Source organism: Hymenobacter sp., from assembly GCF_035709525.1.
Classification (GTDB): domain Bacteria; phylum Bacteroidota; class Bacteroidia; order Cytophagales; family Hymenobacteraceae; genus Hymenobacter.
The window spans coordinates 18046-35017 of the sequence record NZ_DASTEP010000219.1; the positions used below are offsets into that span (position 1 = coordinate 18046).

Below are 16972 nucleotides of genomic sequence, written 5' to 3' on the forward strand. Positions count from 1 at the left end.
CTGGCCTTCTGACTTACTGGATTTCTAGGCTTATCAGCCTACTCCTCAAACACTACCGGGATGGTGCACGACACCCGCACCGGCTGGCCGTGCTGGCGGGCGGGCTGCCAGGCGGGCATGTGCCATATCAGGCGCAGGGCCTCCTCGTTGAGCAGCTTGTGGGGGCCGCGCAGCACGGTGGCGTAGGTCACGAGGCCGTTGGCCCCGAGCACAAAGCTGACCATGACTTTGCCGGAGGCGTGCTGGCGCAGGGCCTCGGCGGGGTAATGCAGGTTTTTCTTGAGGTAAGCGGCGAAGGCGGGCTCGCCGCCCGTGAACTGAGGCAGCACCTGGGGGTTAACGAAAATGGAATCGGGCCGGAACAGCGGGGCTGGGGCGGCCGGCGCGGCTGGGGCCGCAGCGGCCTTGGGCGCAGCGGACGTGGCCCGCGCCAGGGGGGGGCCGCTCGTTTGGGTGGGGTGCACCACGGCGGCCAGGTTGGGGCCCGGCCCCTGCTGGGCGGCCACCGGGCGCAGGGCGCTCAGCCCGAGTAGCGCGGCGCAGCCAAAGAGATAAGATGCCATAAACGTTAGCGTAAAAGTGCGACTATAGATAGCAGTATTGCAGCGGAATCAGGCCAAATATACTAGCCCTAACCCGCACTCCACTAGCGTGTTCGCAGCTTTTACAGCGATTCTTGCTATTAGGCTAAAAGTTCTTGGTTTAGGACAGCCGGTGCCCGGCTGCGGCAGAAGGCCCTACCTTCGTCTTGTTCTTTTACCGCGCGTGCCGCGCTTCCTTTTATGCTTCACCTCGGCGATTTTAACGACCTCGAAATAGCCCGCGAAGTCAGCATCGGCTTCTACCTTACCAGCGACGACGGCGACCTGCTGCTGCCCGAAAAGTACCGCCCGGTGGGCGCGCACGTGGGCGACGTCATTCGCGTGTTTGTGTATCGCGACTCCGAAGACCGCCTCATTGCTACCACGCTCGAGCCGCTGGCGGTGGTCGATAGCTTCGCCGCCCTCACCGTGCGCGACGTGGGCGGGCCGGGCGCGTTCCTCGACTGGGGCCTCGAAAAAGATTTGCTGCTGCCCCACGCCAACCAGCGCCAGGCCGTGCGCCGCGGCGACCGCGTGCTGGTGTACGTGTACCTCGACAATGCCACCGACCGCCTCGTGGCTTCGGCCAAGTGGCAGCAATTTCTCAGCCCCGAGCCCTTCGCGGGGGCCGAAGGCGCGGGCGTGCAGCTAATGGTAGCGGAGGAAACGCCACTAGGCTATAACGTCATCGTGAACGGCACGCACGCGGGCCTGCTGTACGCCAATGAAGTATTCCGGCCCTTGCGCGTGGGCGAAATGCTGCCCGGCCACCTGCGCCAGATTCGGCCCGATGGCAAGCTCGACGTGCGCCTCGGCCAGGCCGGCTACGACGAAGTAGAAACCGCCGCCAACCTCGTGCTCGCCGCCCTGCGCGAGCGCCCCAACAAAACGCTGCCCCTCGGCGATAAAAGCCTGGCCGACGACGTGTACCGCCGCCTGGGCATGAGCAAAAAGACGTTTAAAAAGGCCCTGGGCTCGCTCTACAAGCAAGGGTTGGTGGAATTGGAACCAGAGCAAACGCGCCTGGTGCAGGGCGACTAAACAAGTACGGCTACATCGCTTGCTGGCCCGCTGAGCTGCTGCTCGGCGGGCTTTTTTGTGCCTGCGTACCAGCAGTTCGACTCCAACTGTCCTACTGATGAAGGAAGCATCCTATCACGTCAGAACTAGGCCAACCTGACAAAATGCCTCCTTCGCCAGCAGGACAACCAAGGGTAAAACGCTGTTTTCAACTTACAACTGATAAATACGTTATAAAACGTACTAAACAGTTTTTAAACTGAAATACCAGTTATGCATTTGCCTTATGGAAGAGCTAACCAAAACCGAGGAGCCCATTATGCAGGCGCTCTGGAAGTTGAAGCGGGCGTTTGTGAAGGACATCATCGCGCACCTGCCCGGCGACCCCAAGCCGCCCTACAACACCGTGTCGTCGGTGGTGCGGATACTAGAGCGCAAGGGCTACGTGGGCTTCACGGCCTACGGCAAGACCTACGAGTACTTTCCGCTCGTCAGCAAGGCGCAATATCGGGCGCAAAGCCTAAAGCGCATGCTGGCCCGCTACTTCGACAACTCGCCCGCCGCGCTGGTGTCTTATCTGGTCGAGGAAAGCCTGAACCCAAAGGAAATTCAGCAGCTGCGCAAGCTGCTGGATGACGACGAGGCCGAAAACCCGGCCGGCCGTGGGTAGCGGCTGGTGGTTAGCAGGCTTTCAGAAGAAGCTGCTCAGCCTGGCGGCTAGCTTACTTTTTTACGACTTGCTATAACAGCCCAAAGGCCAGAAAATCAGCAATAAGCTGAACCTTTCGGGCAAGCACCTCGTGGCTGGAGACTTGCCGATTTCAAAATTCGTCGTTCCTTTGCGGCCCAAACCCAATCAACCTATGTCGCGCTGCGCTTCCGTTATGCTCTGGTGGTGGCACTCTCCCTTTTCCCAAGGCTGAGCACTCTGGCGTATCCGGTTGGTTGATTCCTACTCGATTTTTACGAAGCCCGCTGCTCACCGCAGCGGGCTTTTTTGTTGTCCAGGTTTTACGTTTTCTCTCTGCCATGTCGGCCGCCACCGAAGTTTCCTCCGCTACCCTTGTGCATAGCCGCCACCGCCGGCTGCTGGCCGATACCCTCACGCCGGTGAGCCTCTACCTGCGTCTGCGCGACCAGTTTGTGGGCACGCTGCTGCTCGAAAGCTCCGACTACCATGGCAACAACAACAGCTTTTCCTACCTCTGCTTCAGCCCGGTAGCGCGCTTCGAGCTCGATAAAAACCAGCTCACTACCCAGCGCCCCGGCCAGGCGGCCCACACCACCCCGCTACCCGACCCGCGCCAGGCCCTGGGGCTGCTGCGCGAGTTTCGGGAGAGCTTCCGGCCGGCCGCGCCCTCGGGGCTGCCGTTCATCACGAATGGGCTGTTTGGGCACATGGCCTACGAGGCAGTGCAAAACTTTGAGGACGTGACCTTGCGCGACAAGCCCGGCGCGAGCACGGTGCCGGCCATCGTGTACCAGGCGTTTCGCTACGTCATCGCCATCAACCACTTCAAAGATGAGCTATATCTATTTGAGCATCAGTACTTAGCTGAGAGCGAAGAGCCCGCGCCCGATACGCTTGACAGCATCGAAACACTTATTCAGAGCCGCAATTTTGCGACGCATCCGTTCCGGCTCAGCGGCGAGGAAACCTCCAACGCTACCGACGACGAATACCTGGAACTCATCCGCCTGGGGCAGCAGCACTGCCAGCGCGGCGACGTGTTTCAGATTGTGTTGTCGCGGCGCTTTCAGCAAGGGTTTCAGGGCGATGAGTTTAACGTGTACCGGGCCTTGCGCTCGCTCAATCCGTCGCCCTACCTGTTCTTCTTCGACTACGGCAGCTACAAGATTTTCGGCTCCTCGCCCGAGTCGCAGATTGTGATAAATAAGGGCCAGGCCGTGCTCTACCCCATCGCGGGCACCTTCCGCCGCACCGGCGACGACGCGGCCGATGCCCGCCTGGCCCAGCAGCTGCTCGACGACCCTAAGGAAACCGCCGAGCACGTAATGCTCGTAGACCTGGCCCGCAACGACCTCAGCCGCCGCTGCGACGTGGTGGCCGTAGAGCGCTTCAAGGAAATCCAGTACTACTCGCACGTTATTCACCTGGTGTCTAAGGTAGTGGGCCAGCTGGGCGCTGCCACCGAGCCGCTCGACGTGGTGGGCGAAACCTTCCCCGCTGGCACCCTGTCGGGCGCGCCCAAGTACCGGGCCGTGCAGCTCATCGACCAGTACGAGCGCACGCAGCGCGGCTTCTACGGCGGCTGCATTGGGGCGCTCGACTTCGGCGGCGACTTCAACCACGCCATCATGATTCGCACCTTCCTCAGCAAAGACAACACGCTGTACTACCAGGCCGGCGCGGGCGTGGTTGCCAAGTCGGTGCCGGCCAGCGAATTGCAGGAAGTACATAATAAGCTGGGTGCGCTGCGCGCGGCCTTGCAGCAGGCCGAGCGGGTGTAACGCCAAGCTCTTGCTTGACAGTACGGTCGCACCGTTGGGGTCTCTGTTCAACGAATCACCAAGCTGGAGCTTGGTGTTACTTTCAAACTTACCAAAATGGCTATCCTGGTTCTCGACAACTACGACTCCTTCACCTACAACCTCGTGTACATGCTGCGCGAGCTAGGGCAGGAAGTCGACGTGTTTCGCAACGATAAAATCAGCCTCGACGAGGTCGATAAATACTCGCATATCCTACTATCGCCCGGCCCCGGCATCCCGAGCGAGGCCGGCATCATGCCCGAGCTTATTAAGCGCTACGCGCCGACCAAGCACATCCTGGGCGTGTGCCTGGGCCACCAGGCCATCGGCGAAGCCTTCGGCGGCCAGCTCGCTAACCTTGGCGAGGTGCACCACGGCGTAGCGCACACGCTACACCAGACGCCCGAAGCAGCTGGCAACCGCCTTTTCAACGACGTGCCCGACGCGGTGCCCGTGGGCCGCTACCACTCCTGGACCATCGCGCCCGAGGCGATACCGGCCGAGCTGCACGTGACGGCCGTGGATGAGAATGGCCAGGTGCTGGCCCTCGCCCACCGCGACTACGACGTGCTGGGCGTGCAATTCCACCCCGAATCGGTGCTGACGGAGCACGGCAAAACCATGCTGGCCAATTGGGTGAAGTAGCGCGAAGCTCTACTTCGCGTTGTGCTCGCACTGCTCATTTCTCCCGCCCTAACGATACGCGAAGCAGAGCTTCGCGCTACGCATGAAAGACACCCTCAACCACCTCTTTGCCTACCGCACGCTGCCCCAGGAAGAGGCTCACCGCGTGGTGCTCGGCATCGCCCAGGGCCAGTACAACCCGGCCCAGATTGCGGCCTTCCTCACCGTATACCTCATGCGCAGCGTGACGGTGGAGGAGCTAGCCGGCTTCCGCAATGCCCTGCTGGAGCTGTGCCGCCCCGTAGACCTGGGCGGCGTGGACGCCATGGACGTGTGCGGCACCGGCGGCGACGGGCGCAACACGTTTAATATCTCCACCTTATCGGCCTTCGTGCTGGCCGGCGCGGGCCAGCCCATCGCCAAGCACGGCAACCACGGCGTGTCGAGCATCAGTGGCAGCAGCACCGTTTTGGAGCACCTGGGCGTGCGCTTCACGGCCGATAACGACCAGCTGAAGCGCCAGCTTGAGGAAGCCAACATCTGCTTTTTGCACGCCCCGCTGTTTCACCCGGCGCTGAAAAACGTAGCTCCGCTGCGCAAAGAACTCGGCGTGAAGACCTTCTTTAACATGCTCGGGCCGCTCGTGAACCCGGCCCGGCCGCGCTTGCAGCTGGTGGGCGTGTTCAGCCTAGAGCTGGCCCGCCTCTACGCTTACCTGCACCAGCAGGAGACGAACCGCGAGTTTCTCATCGTACACAGCCTCGACGGCTACGACGAAGTGTCGCTGACGGGGCCGGTGAAGCTCATCAGCCGCCACGGCGAAGAGCTGCTGACGCCCGCCGACCTGGGCCTGCCGCAAACCACGCCCGAGGCGCTTTTCGGCGGCGACACGGTGGCCGAGGCGGCGCACATTTTTATGAAAGTGCTGCGCAACGAAGCTCCTTTGGCCCACCGCAATGCCGTGCTCGCCAACGCCGCACTAGCGTTGCGCACCACCGGCCGGGCGGCCAACGCGGCCGAAGGGCTGGCGCTCGCGGCCGAAAGCCTGGACAGCGGCCGGGCGCTGGCAGCGTTTGAGAAGCTGCTGGCACTGAATTAACGGGGGAACCTCACCCCCGGCCCCCTCTCCAAAAAAGAGGGGGAGCCGGACGCCTTTTTATTGACTAGCTGATTTTAAAACCAGTATTATCTACCCCGCCGTGGCTCCCCCTCTTTTTTGGAGAGGGGGCCGGGGGTGAGGTTCCCTCGATAGCATGACCATCCTCGATAAAATCATTGCCGAAAAGCGCCAGGAAGTAGCCCGCCGCGAAGCCGAAACCTCCGCCGCCGACCTTGAAAAGCAGCCCGGTTTCACGCGCCCCGTGCTGTCGGCGCGGGAGGCGCTCACGGCGGCCGGCTCGTCGGGCATCATTGCCGAGTTCAAGCGGCGCTCGCCCTCGAAGGGCCTGATTAACGGCACGGCCGAAGCTGGCGCTACCACGGCGGGCTACGCGGCGGCGGGCGCGGCCGTGCTGTCGGTACTTACCGATGAGCCATTTTTTGGCGGCACGCCGGCCGACTTGCGGGCGGCGCGGGCAGCCTGCCCGACTACGCCGATTTTGCGCAAGGATTTTATCGTCAGCGAATACCAGATTACGGAGGCGCGGGCGATGGGGGCCGACCTTATTCTGCTCATTGCCAGCTGCCTCACGCCGGCCGAGGTGCGGCAGTTCAGCGCGTTTGCCCACGGCCTGGGGCTGGAAGTGCTGCTGGAGGTGCACGACGAAGCCGAGTTGCGCAGTCACCTCTGCGACAGCGTGGACCTAGTGGGCGTGAACAACCGCAACCTGGCCACGTTTGCGACCGACGTGGACACGTCGGCGCGGCTGGCGGCGCTCATTCCCAACCACTTTGTGAAGGTGGCGGAGAGCGGCTTGCAGCACGCCAGCACCATCCGGGCCCTGCGGGCGGCGGGCTACCAGGGCTTTCTGATTGGGGAGACGTTTATGAAAACCGCCGACCCGGCAGCGGCGCTGGCCGGGCTGGTGGCCGAACTATCCGGGCCGGTTTCGGCTTCTTAGGCGACTATGAAAATCAAAATCTGCGGCATGCGCGAGGCGGCCAACCTGCTGGCGGTGGCCGATTTCGACCCCGATTTTCTGGGTTTCATCTTCTACCGCAAGTCGGCGCGCTACGTGGGCGACATCCTCGACCCGATACAGGTCCGCAGCCTGCCCGCCGCCATTGCCAAAGTGGGCGTATTTGTCGATGCCGACCTGTCGGAAGTAAAGGCGACCAACTGCGCCTACACCCTCGACTACGTGCAACTGCACGGCCACGAAACGCCCGAGTACTGCCGGCAGGCGCGGGCGGCGGGCCTGCACGTCATCAAGGCGTTTGCGGTGGGCGAAAGCTTTGATTTTGCGAGCCTGGCGGCCTACGAGCCCAACTGCGACTACTTCTTATTCGACACCAAAGGCGCGCTGCCGGGCGGCAACGGCACGGCCTTCGACTGGCAACTTTTGGCGGGCTACACTGGCCGCACGCCCTTTCTGCTGAGTGGCGGCCTGGGGCCGGCCAACCTGGCCGCGCTGCTCGACTTTCACCACCCGCAGCTTGCCGGCTTCGACTTCAACAGCCACCTCGAAACCGCGCCCGGCCTGAAGGACGTAGCCGCCACCCGCGCGCTGTTGCAGCAGTTGCACAGCGCCAACTCCTAACTCAGAACTCAAGACTCTTAACTCATATGACTTCGCCTTATCAGGTTGACGCCCACGGCTACTACGGCCCCTTCGGCGGCGCCTACGTGCCCGAAATGCTGTATCCCAACGTGGAGGAGCTGCGCGATAACTACCTGCGCATCACCCAGGAGCCGGATTTTCAGCGCGAGTTTCAGCAACTGCTCACCGACTACGTGGGGCGGCCCACGCCGCTGTTTCTGGCCCGGCGGCTGTCGGCCCACTACAACACGACCATCTACCTCAAGCGCGAGGATTTGTGCCACACCGGCGCGCACAAGATTAACAACACCATCGGCCAGATACTGGTGGCCCAGCGCCTGGGCAAAAAGCGCATCGTAGCCGAAACCGGCGCGGGCCAGCACGGCGTGGCCACGGCTACCGTGTGCGCCCTCATGGGCCTGGAGTGCATCGTGTACATGGGCGAAATCGACATCGAGCGCCAGAAGCCCAACGTGGACCGCATGCGGATGCTCGGGGCCAAAGTAGTGCCCGCCACCAGCGGCAGCAAGACCCTGAAGGACGCCACCAACGAGGCCATGCGCCACTGGATTTCGAACCCCACCGACACGCACTACATTATCGGCTCGGTAGTCGGGCCGCACCCCTACCCCGACATGGTGGCGCGGTTCCAGTCGGTTATTTCGGCCGAAACTATCAGCCAGCTGCTGCACCAGACCGGCCGCGCCACGCCCGATTTTATGCTGGCCTGCGTGGGCGGCGGCTCCAACGCGGCGGGCGCGTTTTACCATTATTTAGATGAGCCCAGCGTGCGCCTGATTGCCGCCGAAGCGGCCGGGCAGGGCATTGACACCGGCCATTCGGCCGCTACCACGGCGCTGGGCAAGCCCGGCATTCTGCACGGGGCCAGCACTATTCTGATGCAGACGGAAGACGGGCAGGTAACCGAGCCCTACTCGATTTCGGCGGGGCTCGACTACCCCGGCATCGGGCCGCAGCACGCGCAGCTGTTTGCCACCGGGCGGGCCGAGTTTCTGTCGATTACCGACAAGCAGGCGCTTGATGCCAGCTTCCAGCTTTCGCGGCTGGAGGGCATCATTCCGGCGCTGGAAACGGGCCACGCGCTGGCTTGCCTCCCGTTGATTGGGGCCAAGCCGGATGACGTGGTAGTGGTCTGCTTGTCGGGCCGTGGGGATAAGGATTTGGCAACCTACACCAAGCACCTCGAAGAATACGCTTAAGTAACTAAGACACGAGACGTTAGACATGAGAAAGCCCGCTGGAGTGGTTCTAATGTCTCATGTCTAACGTCTCGTGTCTTACTAACCCATCCTACTATGAACCGCCTCACCGAACTCTTCCAACGCAAAACGGCCGACGTGCTCAACGTATACTTCACGGCCGGCTTTCCGCAGCTCAATGATACCGTTTCCATCCTGAAAGCGCTGCAAGACGCGGGCGCTGACCTGGTCGAAATCGGGATGCCCTACTCCGACCCGGTGGCCGACGGCGAAACTATTCAGCGCAGCAACCAGCAGGCGCTGGAAAATGGCATGACCGTGGCTACGCTCTTCGAGCAATTACAAGATATTCGCCAGCAGGGCATTACCGTGCCGATTCTGCTTATGGGCTACCTTAATCCAGTAGTGCAGTTTGGCGTCGAGAAATTCTGCCAGCAGTGCCAGGCCGTGGGCGTCGATGGCGTGATTTTGCCCGACCTGCCGCTCGATGTGTACGAGCGCCAATACCGCCCGCTTTTTGCGCAGTATGGCCTGAAAGTGGTGTTCCTGGTAACGCCGCAGACCAGCGCTGCCCGCGTGCGCCAGCTCGATGCCCTGGCCGATGGCTTCATTTACCTGGTGGCCGCCGCCGGCACCACCGGCGCCCAGACCGACATGAACGCCGATGTGGACGCCTACCTCAGCCGCACCAAGGCGCTGGGGCTGCGCAACCCCACGCTTGTGGGCTTCGGCATCAGCGATGCGGCGAGCTTCCGGGCGGCGAGCCGGCACACGACGGGGGCTATCATTGGCAGCGCATTCATCCGGTTGTTGCAAAGCACGCCGGCCGGGGAGCGCGAGGCGGCTATCCGGAAGTTTGTGCGCGGCGTGCGGCCGTAGTTCGAGCCAGCTTTCTTGACAAGCCCCAGTGTAGCAGCCGCTACGCTGGGGCTTTTTTGCATCAGGATATTTTTTCCATAGCTAGAAATGCCCCGCTTTGCTTAGACTTTTTCTAAATAAATTTTGAGCCCGGCCGTTGGCGGTCGTTTCTTTGTGGTGTTTTTAGATTTAGTCTAATTAAAAGTTGTAATGCTGAGCTCTCGTTCTTTACTCTTTCCGCTACTTACCTACGCTATTTCGACTACCGCGCAGGCCCAAACCACCGGCACCATTACGGGCCGCGTAACCAACCGCAACGGCGGGGCCGTGGAGGCCGTGAGCGTGGGCCTGGAAGGGCAGCCCAAGGGCGACATTACTGACGAGCAGGGCCGCTTTCGCATCCGGCAGGTAGCGCCGGGGCAATACACGCTGATGGTTTCGGCCGTAGGCCTCAAAACTGAACAACAGACTGTTACGGTAGTAGCCGGCCAGGCGGCTACCGTCAACTTTATGCTGACCGAGAGCGCCGCCGAGCTGAAAGAAGTGGTGGTGAACGGCAACCGCGCCAACAAATTCAACCGCCCGAGCAGCGTGGACGTGGCCAAGATGCCGCTCAAAAACCTCGAAAACCCGCAGGTGTACGCCACCGTGGGCAAGGAGCTGCTGACCGAGCAATTGGTATTCACGGCCGACGATGCCACGCGCAACGTGCCGGGCCTACAAAAAATGTGGGAAGCCACCGGCCGCGGCGGCGACGGCGGCGCGTTCTATGCCTCGCGGGGCTTCGTGGTGTCGAGCCAGCTGCGCAACGGCGTGGCTGGCAACGTGACGGGCGACATCGACGCCATCAACCTCGAAAAGCTGGAGGTGATAAAAGGGCCGTCGGGCACGCTCTACGGCAGCGCCCTCACCTCCTACGGCGGCCTGCTCAACCGCGTGACCAAGAAACCTTTGGATGCCTTCGGCGGCGAGCTCAACGTGGCGGCCGGCAGCTACGGCTTCCACCGCGTGAGCGCCGACGTGAACCTGGTGGACACCAATGCGCCCGCCGACCAGCCCAAGCAGCTGGCCCTGCGCCTGAACACGGCCTACACCTACGAGGATAATTTTCAGAACGCGGGCTACACGGGCTTTGGCAAAAACCTGGCCGTGGCCCCCAGCCTGCAATACCGCCCCACCGACCGGCTAACCATCAACCTCGACGCCGAAATCTACAAGGGCACGAGCACCGGCCGGCAGATTATTTTCTTCTACTACCCCACGGCCCAGCTGGGCGCTGACCGCGCCGACCAGTTGAAGCTCAACTACCGGGAGTCGTACCAGGGGCCAGGCCTGGTGCAGGATTCGCGCAGCACCAACCTCTTCGGGCAGGTGCGCTACCAAATTTCGCCCAGCTTCACCTCGACTACTTACCTCACGAGCAGCCACAGCTTTTCCAACGGCTTCGGGCCATACTTCTACCTCATCCCCGATGCGGCGGCCACGCGCTTTAGCAGCCTGCCGGCCGGGGCCAACTACCTGGCACGGGCCGACCAATCGACGCAAAACAGCCGCCGCCAGATTTTTGAGGTGCAGCAGCTGTTCAATGGTGATTTTCAAATCGGTAAGCTGCGCAACCGCGTGGTGTTGGGCCTCGATTTTCTGCGCCTCGACTCGGATGTGAATTTCCTGGGCGGCAACATCGACGTGGTGCCGCTGGCCAACGCCATTCCGGGCTACAACTACCGGGGCTTTAGCGGCGAGGCGGTGGCGGCGCGCTACGCGGCCTCGCCCCCGGCGCACTACCTGGTCACCACTAAGTCGAACACCTACAGCGCGTTTGCTTCGGACGTGCTGAATCTGACCGAGCAGCTGAGCGTGCTGGCCGCGCTGCGCGTCGACCACTTCGACAACAAGGGCGGCATTCTGTACACGCCCGTGGAGGCGTACACCCAAACGGCGTTTTCGCCCAAATTCGGCCTCGTGTACCAGCCCGTGAAAGACCGGGTGGCGCTGTTTGCCAACTACCAGAACAGCTTCAACAACCTCAGCCCTTACATCGACACCAACGGCGCGCCCCGCACGGCCCGCCCCGAGCGCGCCAACCAGTGGGAGGCCGGCGTGAAGCTCGACGCCGCCGGCGGCCGCGTGAGCGCCACGGTAAGCTACTACGACATTCAGGTGAAAAACCTGTTGCGCGCCACGCCGGTGGGTGAAAGCGCCCCCGGCGCTAACGACGCCATCCCGAACGCCCAAACCCAGAACGGCACCCAGCTGAGCCGGGGCGTAGAGCTGAATTTGACCGCCAACCCCGTGCGCGGCCTCAACATCGTGGGCGGCTTTGCCTACAACTACTCCGAGCTGCTGAACTCCAGCGACGACGTGAACGGTCGCCGCCCCACCACCGCCTCGTCGCCCTACCTGGCCAATGCCTGGGTTAGCTACCGCCAGCCCGACGGCCCGCTGCGCGGCCTGGGCCTGGGGGTGGGCGGCAACTACGCCAGCGACAACAAGATTGTGAACAGCGTGTCGATGGGCGTTTTCACTCTGCCCAGCTATACCGTGCTCAACGCCAGCGCGTTCTACGACCAGCCCAAGTACCGCCTATCGGTGAAAGTCGACAACCTCACCGACCAGCGCTACTGGATAGGCTACACCACCATGAACCCGCAGAAGCTGCGCAGCATCGTGGGCGCGGTGGCGTATAAGTTTTAAGTTTAAGTAATTGTTGATAGTAGTAAGGCCGTCATGCTGAGCTTGCCGAAGCACCTCTACCGCCCCGTTGGAGGAAGCGGCAGAGATGCTTCGGCAAGCTCAGCATGACGGTTCGTGTTAGTGGTCTTTTCCTATTTCTCCTCCCATGACCTTCCGCAAAGCAATTGGTAAGCTGCACCTGTGGCTGGGGCTGGCCTCGGGGCTCATCGTGCTCATCGTGAGCCTGTCGGGGGCCGTGTTCGTGTTTCAGGATGAAATCCGCGACCTGACCCAGCCCTGGCGCAAGGTGGCGGTGGAGGCCCGGCCCATGCTGCCGCCCTCGGTGCTCCAAGCCACCGCCGCGCAGGCCAAGCCCGGCTTCACCGCCTCCTGGACCACCTACAACGGCCCCGACCGCTCGACAGCTGTGTATTTGAGCAAGGGCGAAGAAGTGTACTATGCCTTCCTGAACCCCTACTCCGGCCAGCTGCTGAAGGTGCAGAACCTGCGGAGCGACTTTTTCACCATCGTGCAGTATCTGCACATGTATTTGCTGCTGCCGCCCGCCATCGGCAAATGGGTAGTAGATATTGCCGTTATCACGTTTGTGGTGATGCTGATTTCGGGCATCGTGCTGTGGTGGCCGCGCAACAAGGCCGCCCGCAAGCAGCGCTTTTCGGTGAAGTGGGACGCCTCGCCCAAGCGCCGCACCTACGACCTGCACAACGTGCTGGGCTTCTACGCCAGCACGCTGGCCCTGGTGCTGGCTCTCACCGGCCTGTGCATCAGCTACGAGTGGCTTATGGAGGGCATGGGTACCCTGGCCAACGGCGGCCGCTCCATCGCCGCCGAAAACGCCGAGCCCAAGGTCGATACCCTACTCACGGCTCGCCCCGGCCGCCCGGTCGTGGATATTGCCTACGCCCACCTGCGGCAGCAGTCGCCGCGGGCCGAGATGCTGCTCATCGGCCCTACGGCCGACGCTGCCGCGCCCGTGTGGTGCACCGCCTACGCCAAGTCCTTGCACTACTACCACCGCGACGAATACCGCTTTCACCCCCTCACCGGCCAGCTACTGATGGCCCAGCTGCACGATAGCAAAAGCAACGGCAAGAAGCTCAGCGATATGAACTACGACCTGCACACGGGGCTCATTCTGGGGTTGGGCGGCAAGGTTATCGCCTTCGTGGTCAGCCTCACGGCGGCCAGCCTGCCGGTTACGGGCTTTCTGGTGTGGCGCGGGCGGCACAAGCACCGCAAGCCGCACCAGCGTCCGGCGCTGGCCTCCGCCTAAGCAGGTAGTAGCGCGAGCCCTATAATTCGCGTTTTCCGCAGGCGAACGACACAAAAACGCGAACTACAAAGTTCGCGCTACTACCCGCCTACCGCCACGGAAACTTTTGAAAGGAGACGTTGCTCATCACGCCTTTCTCGTATTTAGCCAAGCAGTTTTTGTTGAATTCGGGGCTAAAATTCACCTCGCCGGGCTGCACGGTTTTGGGCGCGGGCTGGCCCTGCCGGAAGAAATAGACGGTAGTGGTACCGTACTTGGTGTAGGGCGTCAGGTCGCCGTACTGCTGCATTTCATGCCACAGCGTATCGGCCACCGTCACGGCCAGCACGCGGGTGATGGGGCCGGTGTTGTTTTCGTTGCGGTAGCTGGCCACTTCCTGAAAATTGCCCGGCAAGTCCTGCCCGGTGGGCTGGCTCAACGAGTCGTACACAAACCAGCCGAGCAGCGCCAGCACGGCACCAAGGGCGAGATATTTTAGCTTCATAGTACCTGGCACATAGCGGGCCCACAGCCGCACGCCCGCTTGTATAAGCGGCTACTCCACCACTAAGTTATAAACCACGAAGTGCGGTATTTTAAACGTCTTGTACCAGTCTTGCACGGGCGTTTTGCTTTGCGCCAGCTTGCAATACAGCAGCCAGCCGTCTTCCTCGTAGGGCAGCGTGTACACCAAAAAGGGCACTTTCTGGCCTACTGCAAAGCTTCTTTCCGTAGTGGGCTGCTGAGCCGGGCCCAGTGCCACCGCCGACTGGCGCGGCCGGTAGGGCCAGATATCGGGCCGCAGGCTATATAAGTTGCCTTTGCCGGGCTGCGCCTCAAACGTTTTGAGGGTACTACCGCCGGTAAACAGAAACTGGTTTTCCAGACGATTTTCCGTGGCTTGGCGGGCAAAAACATCAAAGCTGAAACGCCCTTGCGGGTCGAACGTCAGCAGCCGCTGCGCATCGCCGGCCAGCTTCTGTTCGGGCGCGGCCACGCCGTGGCGATACTCCTGGTACGTGAGGTGAAAGCGCCGGCCGGCCAGCTGCGGGTTGATGGCTTCGATGTGCCACTTTTCGACGTGCAGCGCTCGCGCCATCAGTTGGTGCAGCTCCGCGTTGTCGGAGCCAAAATGTAGGGCGACGCGCACGCTATCGGGGCGGGGCGCGGCCTGGGGGCGCTGAGCGTGGGCCACCGTGGCGCAGCTAATGAGGGCGTACAGGAGGAGAGATTTCATGGCGGTTGTTTTTTGACAAACCTTGCCGCCTTTTTTCCCCGCCTTGGTTAATGCCCGTTAAGAAGTGTTAAGGTGTGTTAAATCTCCGCTATTTCGGCCGTTCGCCAGCTACTTTCGGGTTAGATGACGCGACGAATCAAGCTTTTGGTAGCCCTTATGGCCGGCTGCACGCTGGCGCTGGCAGGCCTGCAAGGCTACTGGAACTACCAGGCTTACCAGCAGGCGCTCCGCAGCTTTCGGCGCGATGCCAATGAGGCCCTGGCCGATGCCACGCGGCGGGAAATTCAATTGCGCCAAGAAGCTTTGTTGCACCGCTGCCGCACGTGGCTGGCCGACACCAACCAATTTGTCATCCGGGCGCGCATCGACAAAACGGAGGGCTACACTATCTTTTCGCTCGCCGACAAGCACCCCGCACCCACCGAAAAACGAGCCCCATTTGACATCGGCTTCCAGGATTTTCACCTGACAACCAAGCACCTCGATGCGGCCGGCCGCGCCTTTTTCATCCGGCGCTTCACTGCCGGCACTTTGGCCGACAACGTGCGCGAAGGCGTAGCTTATTATTACACCCGGCACCTCGGCGAGCGCCTGTACGCCGCCTTTCAGGCCGATACGGTGCATACCCGCCGCCTGGGCCGGCTGTATGCCCGTGCGCTGCGGCAGCGCAGCATTTCAACAGCGTTTCGACTGGTGCCGGCGCAACAATCGGCCGGTAGCCAGGAGTTGGTTTTTGCCACGCGCTTGGCTAATGCCAGTGCTTTTGGTCGCAAGGGCATGGTGGTACGGGCCTGGTTTCCGAACCCACAGCGCGTGTACTTGCAGCGCATGCAGGGCGTGCTGCTGGGCTCGGTGGGGCTGATTGGCATCGTGGTGTTTTGCTTTGCCTACACCGTGCAGTCGCTGCTAAGCCAGGAGCGGCTGGCGGCGCTCAAAGACGACTTCGTGAGCAACATGACCCACGAGCTCAAAACGCCGGTGGCTACCATCGGCGTGGCGGCCGAGGCGCTGGGGCGGTTTGCCCTCAGCCCCGAGGACCGCGCCGACTACCTGGGCATCATTCAGCAGCAAGCCAACCGTTTAGGCACCCTCATCGACCAGATTTTGCAGCGTGCCGTGGCTGGGCAGGGCGGCCCGCCGCTCGTGCGTCGCCCCCTCGACCTGGGGCCGCTGCTAACCCAGGCATTGGCCCAAGCGCAGCCGCGCCTGGTGCAGGCCGGCAGCCCGCTCGTGTACGATACGCCGCCCGGGCCCCTGCCCGTAGTTGGCGATGCCATGCATCTCACCAATGTGCTGCTGACGCTAGTTGACAATGCCTTGAAGCACGGCTACCCCGGCGGCAAAATTCAACTGTCGGGCGGCGAGCGCGATGGCGCGGCCGTGGTGCAGCTCACCAACGAAGGCCCGGCTATTCCGCCGCAGCACCTGGGGCGGGTGTTTGAGAAGTTTTTTCGGGTACCCACCGGCAATCGCCACGACGTACCCGGCTACGGCCTGGGCTTGCACTACGCCCAGGCCGTGGTGCGGCACCACGGCGGCACCATTGCGGTGCGCAGCCAGGGCCAGCACACCACTTTTACTATTACCATTCCGCTCGCGCCCCATGTCGCCCTCGCCCCGGCTGCTACTCTTGGAAGATGAACTACCGCTCGCCCGCATTGTGCGCGAAAGCTTGGAGCGCCAGGGCTACCACGTGCACCACGCGGCCAACGGTGTGCTAGGACTGGCCGCCTTCCAGCGCGACGCCTTCGACCTGTGCATCGTGGATGTCATGCTACCGCAGCTCGACGGCTTTGCCTTCGTGGCCGAGGTGCGGCGCACCAATCAGCAAGTACCCATCCTGTTTCTCACTGCCAAGTCGCAGCCCGCCGACGTGGTGCAGGGTTTCGGCGTGGGTGGCAACGACTACCTCCGCAAGCCCTTCAGCCTCGACGAGCTAGCCGTGCGCTTGCGCGAGCTGCTGCGCCGCGCCCCCACTGCCGGGCCCGAGCCAGCCGCTATTATCGCCCTAGGTCGCTACCAGTTCATCCCGCACAAGCAAGAGCTATGGCTGGATAATGAATTAACAACCAAGCTTTCGCACCGCGAGAACGAGCTACTACGCCTGCTGGCCAGCCACCGCCCGTACCCCCTGGCCCGCCAGGCCACCCTACTCCAACTCTGGGGCGACGACTCGTTTTTCCACGCCCGCTCGATGGACGTCTTCATCTCGCGCCTGCGCAAGCACCTCCGCCACGACCCCACGCTAACCATCCTCAATATCAGGGGTGTAGGCTATCGATTAGTATCGTAGC

Annotated in this window: 16 protein-coding genes; 13 read left to right on the forward strand and 3 right to left on the reverse strand. The window is 62.2% G+C overall.

Annotation, left to right across the window (positions count from 1 at the left end; translation table 11 throughout):
- Positions 1–38: 38 nt before the first annotated feature.
- Complete coding sequence (locus VFO93_RS19285; RefSeq protein WP_325136019.1) at positions 39–563, reverse strand: energy transducer TonB; 525 nt, start codon at positions 561–563, stop codon at positions 39–41.
- Between the two features lie 219 nt (positions 564–782).
- Here VFO93_RS19285 and VFO93_RS19290 point away from each other — a divergent pair, with 219 nt between their 5' ends.
- The 11 genes from VFO93_RS19290 to VFO93_RS19340 all read left to right on the forward strand — a co-directional run bounded on the left by VFO93_RS19290 (position 783) and on the right by VFO93_RS19340 (position 13462).
- On the forward strand, positions 783–1622 hold the full coding sequence (locus VFO93_RS19290; RefSeq protein WP_325136020.1) for a CvfB family protein: 840 nt from the start codon (positions 783–785) through the stop codon (positions 1620–1622).
- Positions 1623–1887: 265 nt separating this feature from the next.
- On the forward strand, positions 1888–2271 hold the full coding sequence (locus VFO93_RS19295; RefSeq protein ID WP_325136021.1) for a BlaI/MecI/CopY family transcriptional regulator: 384 nt from the start codon (positions 1888–1890) through the stop codon (positions 2269–2271).
- Positions 2272–2630: 359 nt separating this feature from the next.
- On the forward strand, positions 2631–4073 hold the full coding sequence (locus VFO93_RS19300; protein ID WP_325136022.1) for an anthranilate synthase component I family protein: 1443 nt from the start codon (positions 2631–2633) through the stop codon (positions 4071–4073).
- A gap of 96 nt (positions 4074–4169) precedes the next feature.
- Positions 4170–4739 (forward strand): aminodeoxychorismate/anthranilate synthase component II, encoded by a 570-nt coding sequence (locus VFO93_RS19305; RefSeq protein WP_325136023.1) that lies wholly within the window; start codon positions 4170–4172, stop codon positions 4737–4739.
- Between the two features lie 82 nt (positions 4740–4821).
- A complete protein-coding gene (gene trpD, locus VFO93_RS19310) occupies positions 4822–5817 on the forward strand; it encodes an anthranilate phosphoribosyltransferase (RefSeq protein ID WP_325136024.1) in 996 nt (331 codons plus the stop codon).
- A gap of 154 nt (positions 5818–5971) precedes the next feature.
- Positions 5972–6778, forward strand: coding sequence for an indole-3-glycerol phosphate synthase TrpC (gene trpC, locus VFO93_RS19315; RefSeq protein ID WP_325136025.1), 807 nt, complete (start codon positions 5972–5974; stop codon positions 6776–6778).
- A 6-nt stretch (positions 6779–6784) separates the two neighbouring features.
- Entirely contained in the window at positions 6785–7417 is a 633-nt protein-coding gene (locus VFO93_RS19320) for a phosphoribosylanthranilate isomerase (RefSeq protein ID WP_325136026.1), read from the forward strand.
- 26 nt (positions 7418–7443) lie between these two features.
- On the forward strand, positions 7444–8637 hold the full coding sequence (trpB, locus tag VFO93_RS19325) for a tryptophan synthase subunit beta (RefSeq protein WP_325136027.1): 1194 nt from the start codon (positions 7444–7446) through the stop codon (positions 8635–8637).
- A 96-nt stretch (positions 8638–8733) separates the two neighbouring features.
- Entirely contained in the window at positions 8734–9516 is a 783-nt protein-coding gene (gene trpA, locus VFO93_RS19330; RefSeq protein WP_325136028.1) for a tryptophan synthase subunit alpha, read from the forward strand.
- Between the two features lie 189 nt (positions 9517–9705).
- On the forward strand, positions 9706–12189 hold the full coding sequence (locus VFO93_RS19335; RefSeq protein WP_325136029.1) for a TonB-dependent receptor: 2484 nt from the start codon (positions 9706–9708) through the stop codon (positions 12187–12189).
- Between the two features lie 145 nt (positions 12190–12334).
- The gene (locus VFO93_RS19340; protein WP_325136030.1) at positions 12335–13462 is read left to right on the forward strand and encodes a PepSY-associated TM helix domain-containing protein; all 1128 of its coding nucleotides are present in this window, start codon (positions 12335–12337) and stop codon (positions 13460–13462) included.
- 88 nt (positions 13463–13550) lie between these two features.
- Here VFO93_RS19340 and VFO93_RS19345 read toward each other — a convergent pair whose 3' ends face one another.
- Both VFO93_RS19345 and VFO93_RS19350 read right to left on the reverse strand, forming a co-directional pair.
- Complete coding sequence (locus VFO93_RS19345; RefSeq protein ID WP_325136031.1) at positions 13551–13946, reverse strand: hypothetical protein; 396 nt, start codon at positions 13944–13946, stop codon at positions 13551–13553.
- A 51-nt stretch (positions 13947–13997) separates the two neighbouring features.
- Positions 13998–14678, reverse strand: coding sequence for a hypothetical protein (locus VFO93_RS19350; protein ID WP_325136032.1), 681 nt, complete (start codon positions 14676–14678; stop codon positions 13998–14000).
- 123 nt (positions 14679–14801) lie between these two features.
- Here VFO93_RS19350 and VFO93_RS19355 point away from each other — a divergent pair, with 123 nt between their 5' ends.
- Positions 14802–16319 (forward strand): HAMP domain-containing sensor histidine kinase, encoded by a 1518-nt coding sequence (locus tag VFO93_RS19355; RefSeq protein WP_325136033.1) that lies wholly within the window; start codon positions 14802–14804, stop codon positions 16317–16319.
- Entirely contained in the window at positions 16282–16971 is a 690-nt protein-coding gene (locus VFO93_RS19360; RefSeq protein WP_325136034.1) for a response regulator transcription factor, read from the forward strand. The genes VFO93_RS19355 and VFO93_RS19360 overlap by 38 nt, the downstream gene beginning before the upstream one ends.
- Position 16972 lies beyond the last annotated feature (1 nt).

Bases quoted from the DNA above. Each gene is read 5' to 3' on its own strand.
- trpB (WP_325136027.1), top strand. From the start codon at position 7,444: ATGACTTCGCCTTATCAGGTTGACGCCCACGGCTACTACGGCCCCTTC.
- VFO93_RS19360 (WP_325136034.1), top strand. From the start codon at position 16,282: ATGTCGCCCTCGCCCCGGCTGCTACTCTTGGAAGATGAACTACCGCTC.
- VFO93_RS19305 (WP_325136023.1), top strand. From the start codon at position 4,170: ATGGCTATCCTGGTTCTCGACAACTACGACTCCTTCACCTACAACCTC.
- VFO93_RS19295 (WP_325136021.1), top strand. From the start codon at position 1,888: ATGGAAGAGCTAACCAAAACCGAGGAGCCCATTATGCAGGCGCTCTGG.
- VFO93_RS19300 (WP_325136022.1), top strand. From the start codon at position 2,631: ATGTCGGCCGCCACCGAAGTTTCCTCCGCTACCCTTGTGCATAGCCGC.
- trpC (WP_325136025.1), top strand. From the start codon at position 5,972: ATGACCATCCTCGATAAAATCATTGCCGAAAAGCGCCAGGAAGTAGCC.
- trpA (WP_325136028.1), top strand. From the start codon at position 8,734: ATGAACCGCCTCACCGAACTCTTCCAACGCAAAACGGCCGACGTGCTC.
- VFO93_RS19350 (WP_325136032.1), bottom strand. From the start codon at position 14,678: ATGAAATCTCTCCTCCTGTACGCCCTCATTAGCTGCGCCACGGTGGCC.
- VFO93_RS19345 (WP_325136031.1), bottom strand. From the start codon at position 13,946: ATGAAGCTAAAATATCTCGCCCTTGGTGCCGTGCTGGCGCTGCTCGGC.
- VFO93_RS19285 (WP_325136019.1), bottom strand. From the start codon at position 563: ATGGCATCTTATCTCTTTGGCTGCGCCGCGCTACTCGGGCTGAGCGCC.
- VFO93_RS19290 (WP_325136020.1), top strand. From the start codon at position 783: ATGCTTCACCTCGGCGATTTTAACGACCTCGAAATAGCCCGCGAAGTC.
- VFO93_RS19320 (WP_325136026.1), top strand. From the start codon at position 6,785: ATGAAAATCAAAATCTGCGGCATGCGCGAGGCGGCCAACCTGCTGGCG.
- VFO93_RS19355 (WP_325136033.1), top strand. From the start codon at position 14,802: ATGACGCGACGAATCAAGCTTTTGGTAGCCCTTATGGCCGGCTGCACG.
- VFO93_RS19340 (WP_325136030.1), top strand. From the start codon at position 12,335: ATGACCTTCCGCAAAGCAATTGGTAAGCTGCACCTGTGGCTGGGGCTG.
- trpD (WP_325136024.1), top strand. From the start codon at position 4,822: ATGAAAGACACCCTCAACCACCTCTTTGCCTACCGCACGCTGCCCCAG.
- VFO93_RS19335 (WP_325136029.1), top strand. From the start codon at position 9,706: ATGCTGAGCTCTCGTTCTTTACTCTTTCCGCTACTTACCTACGCTATT.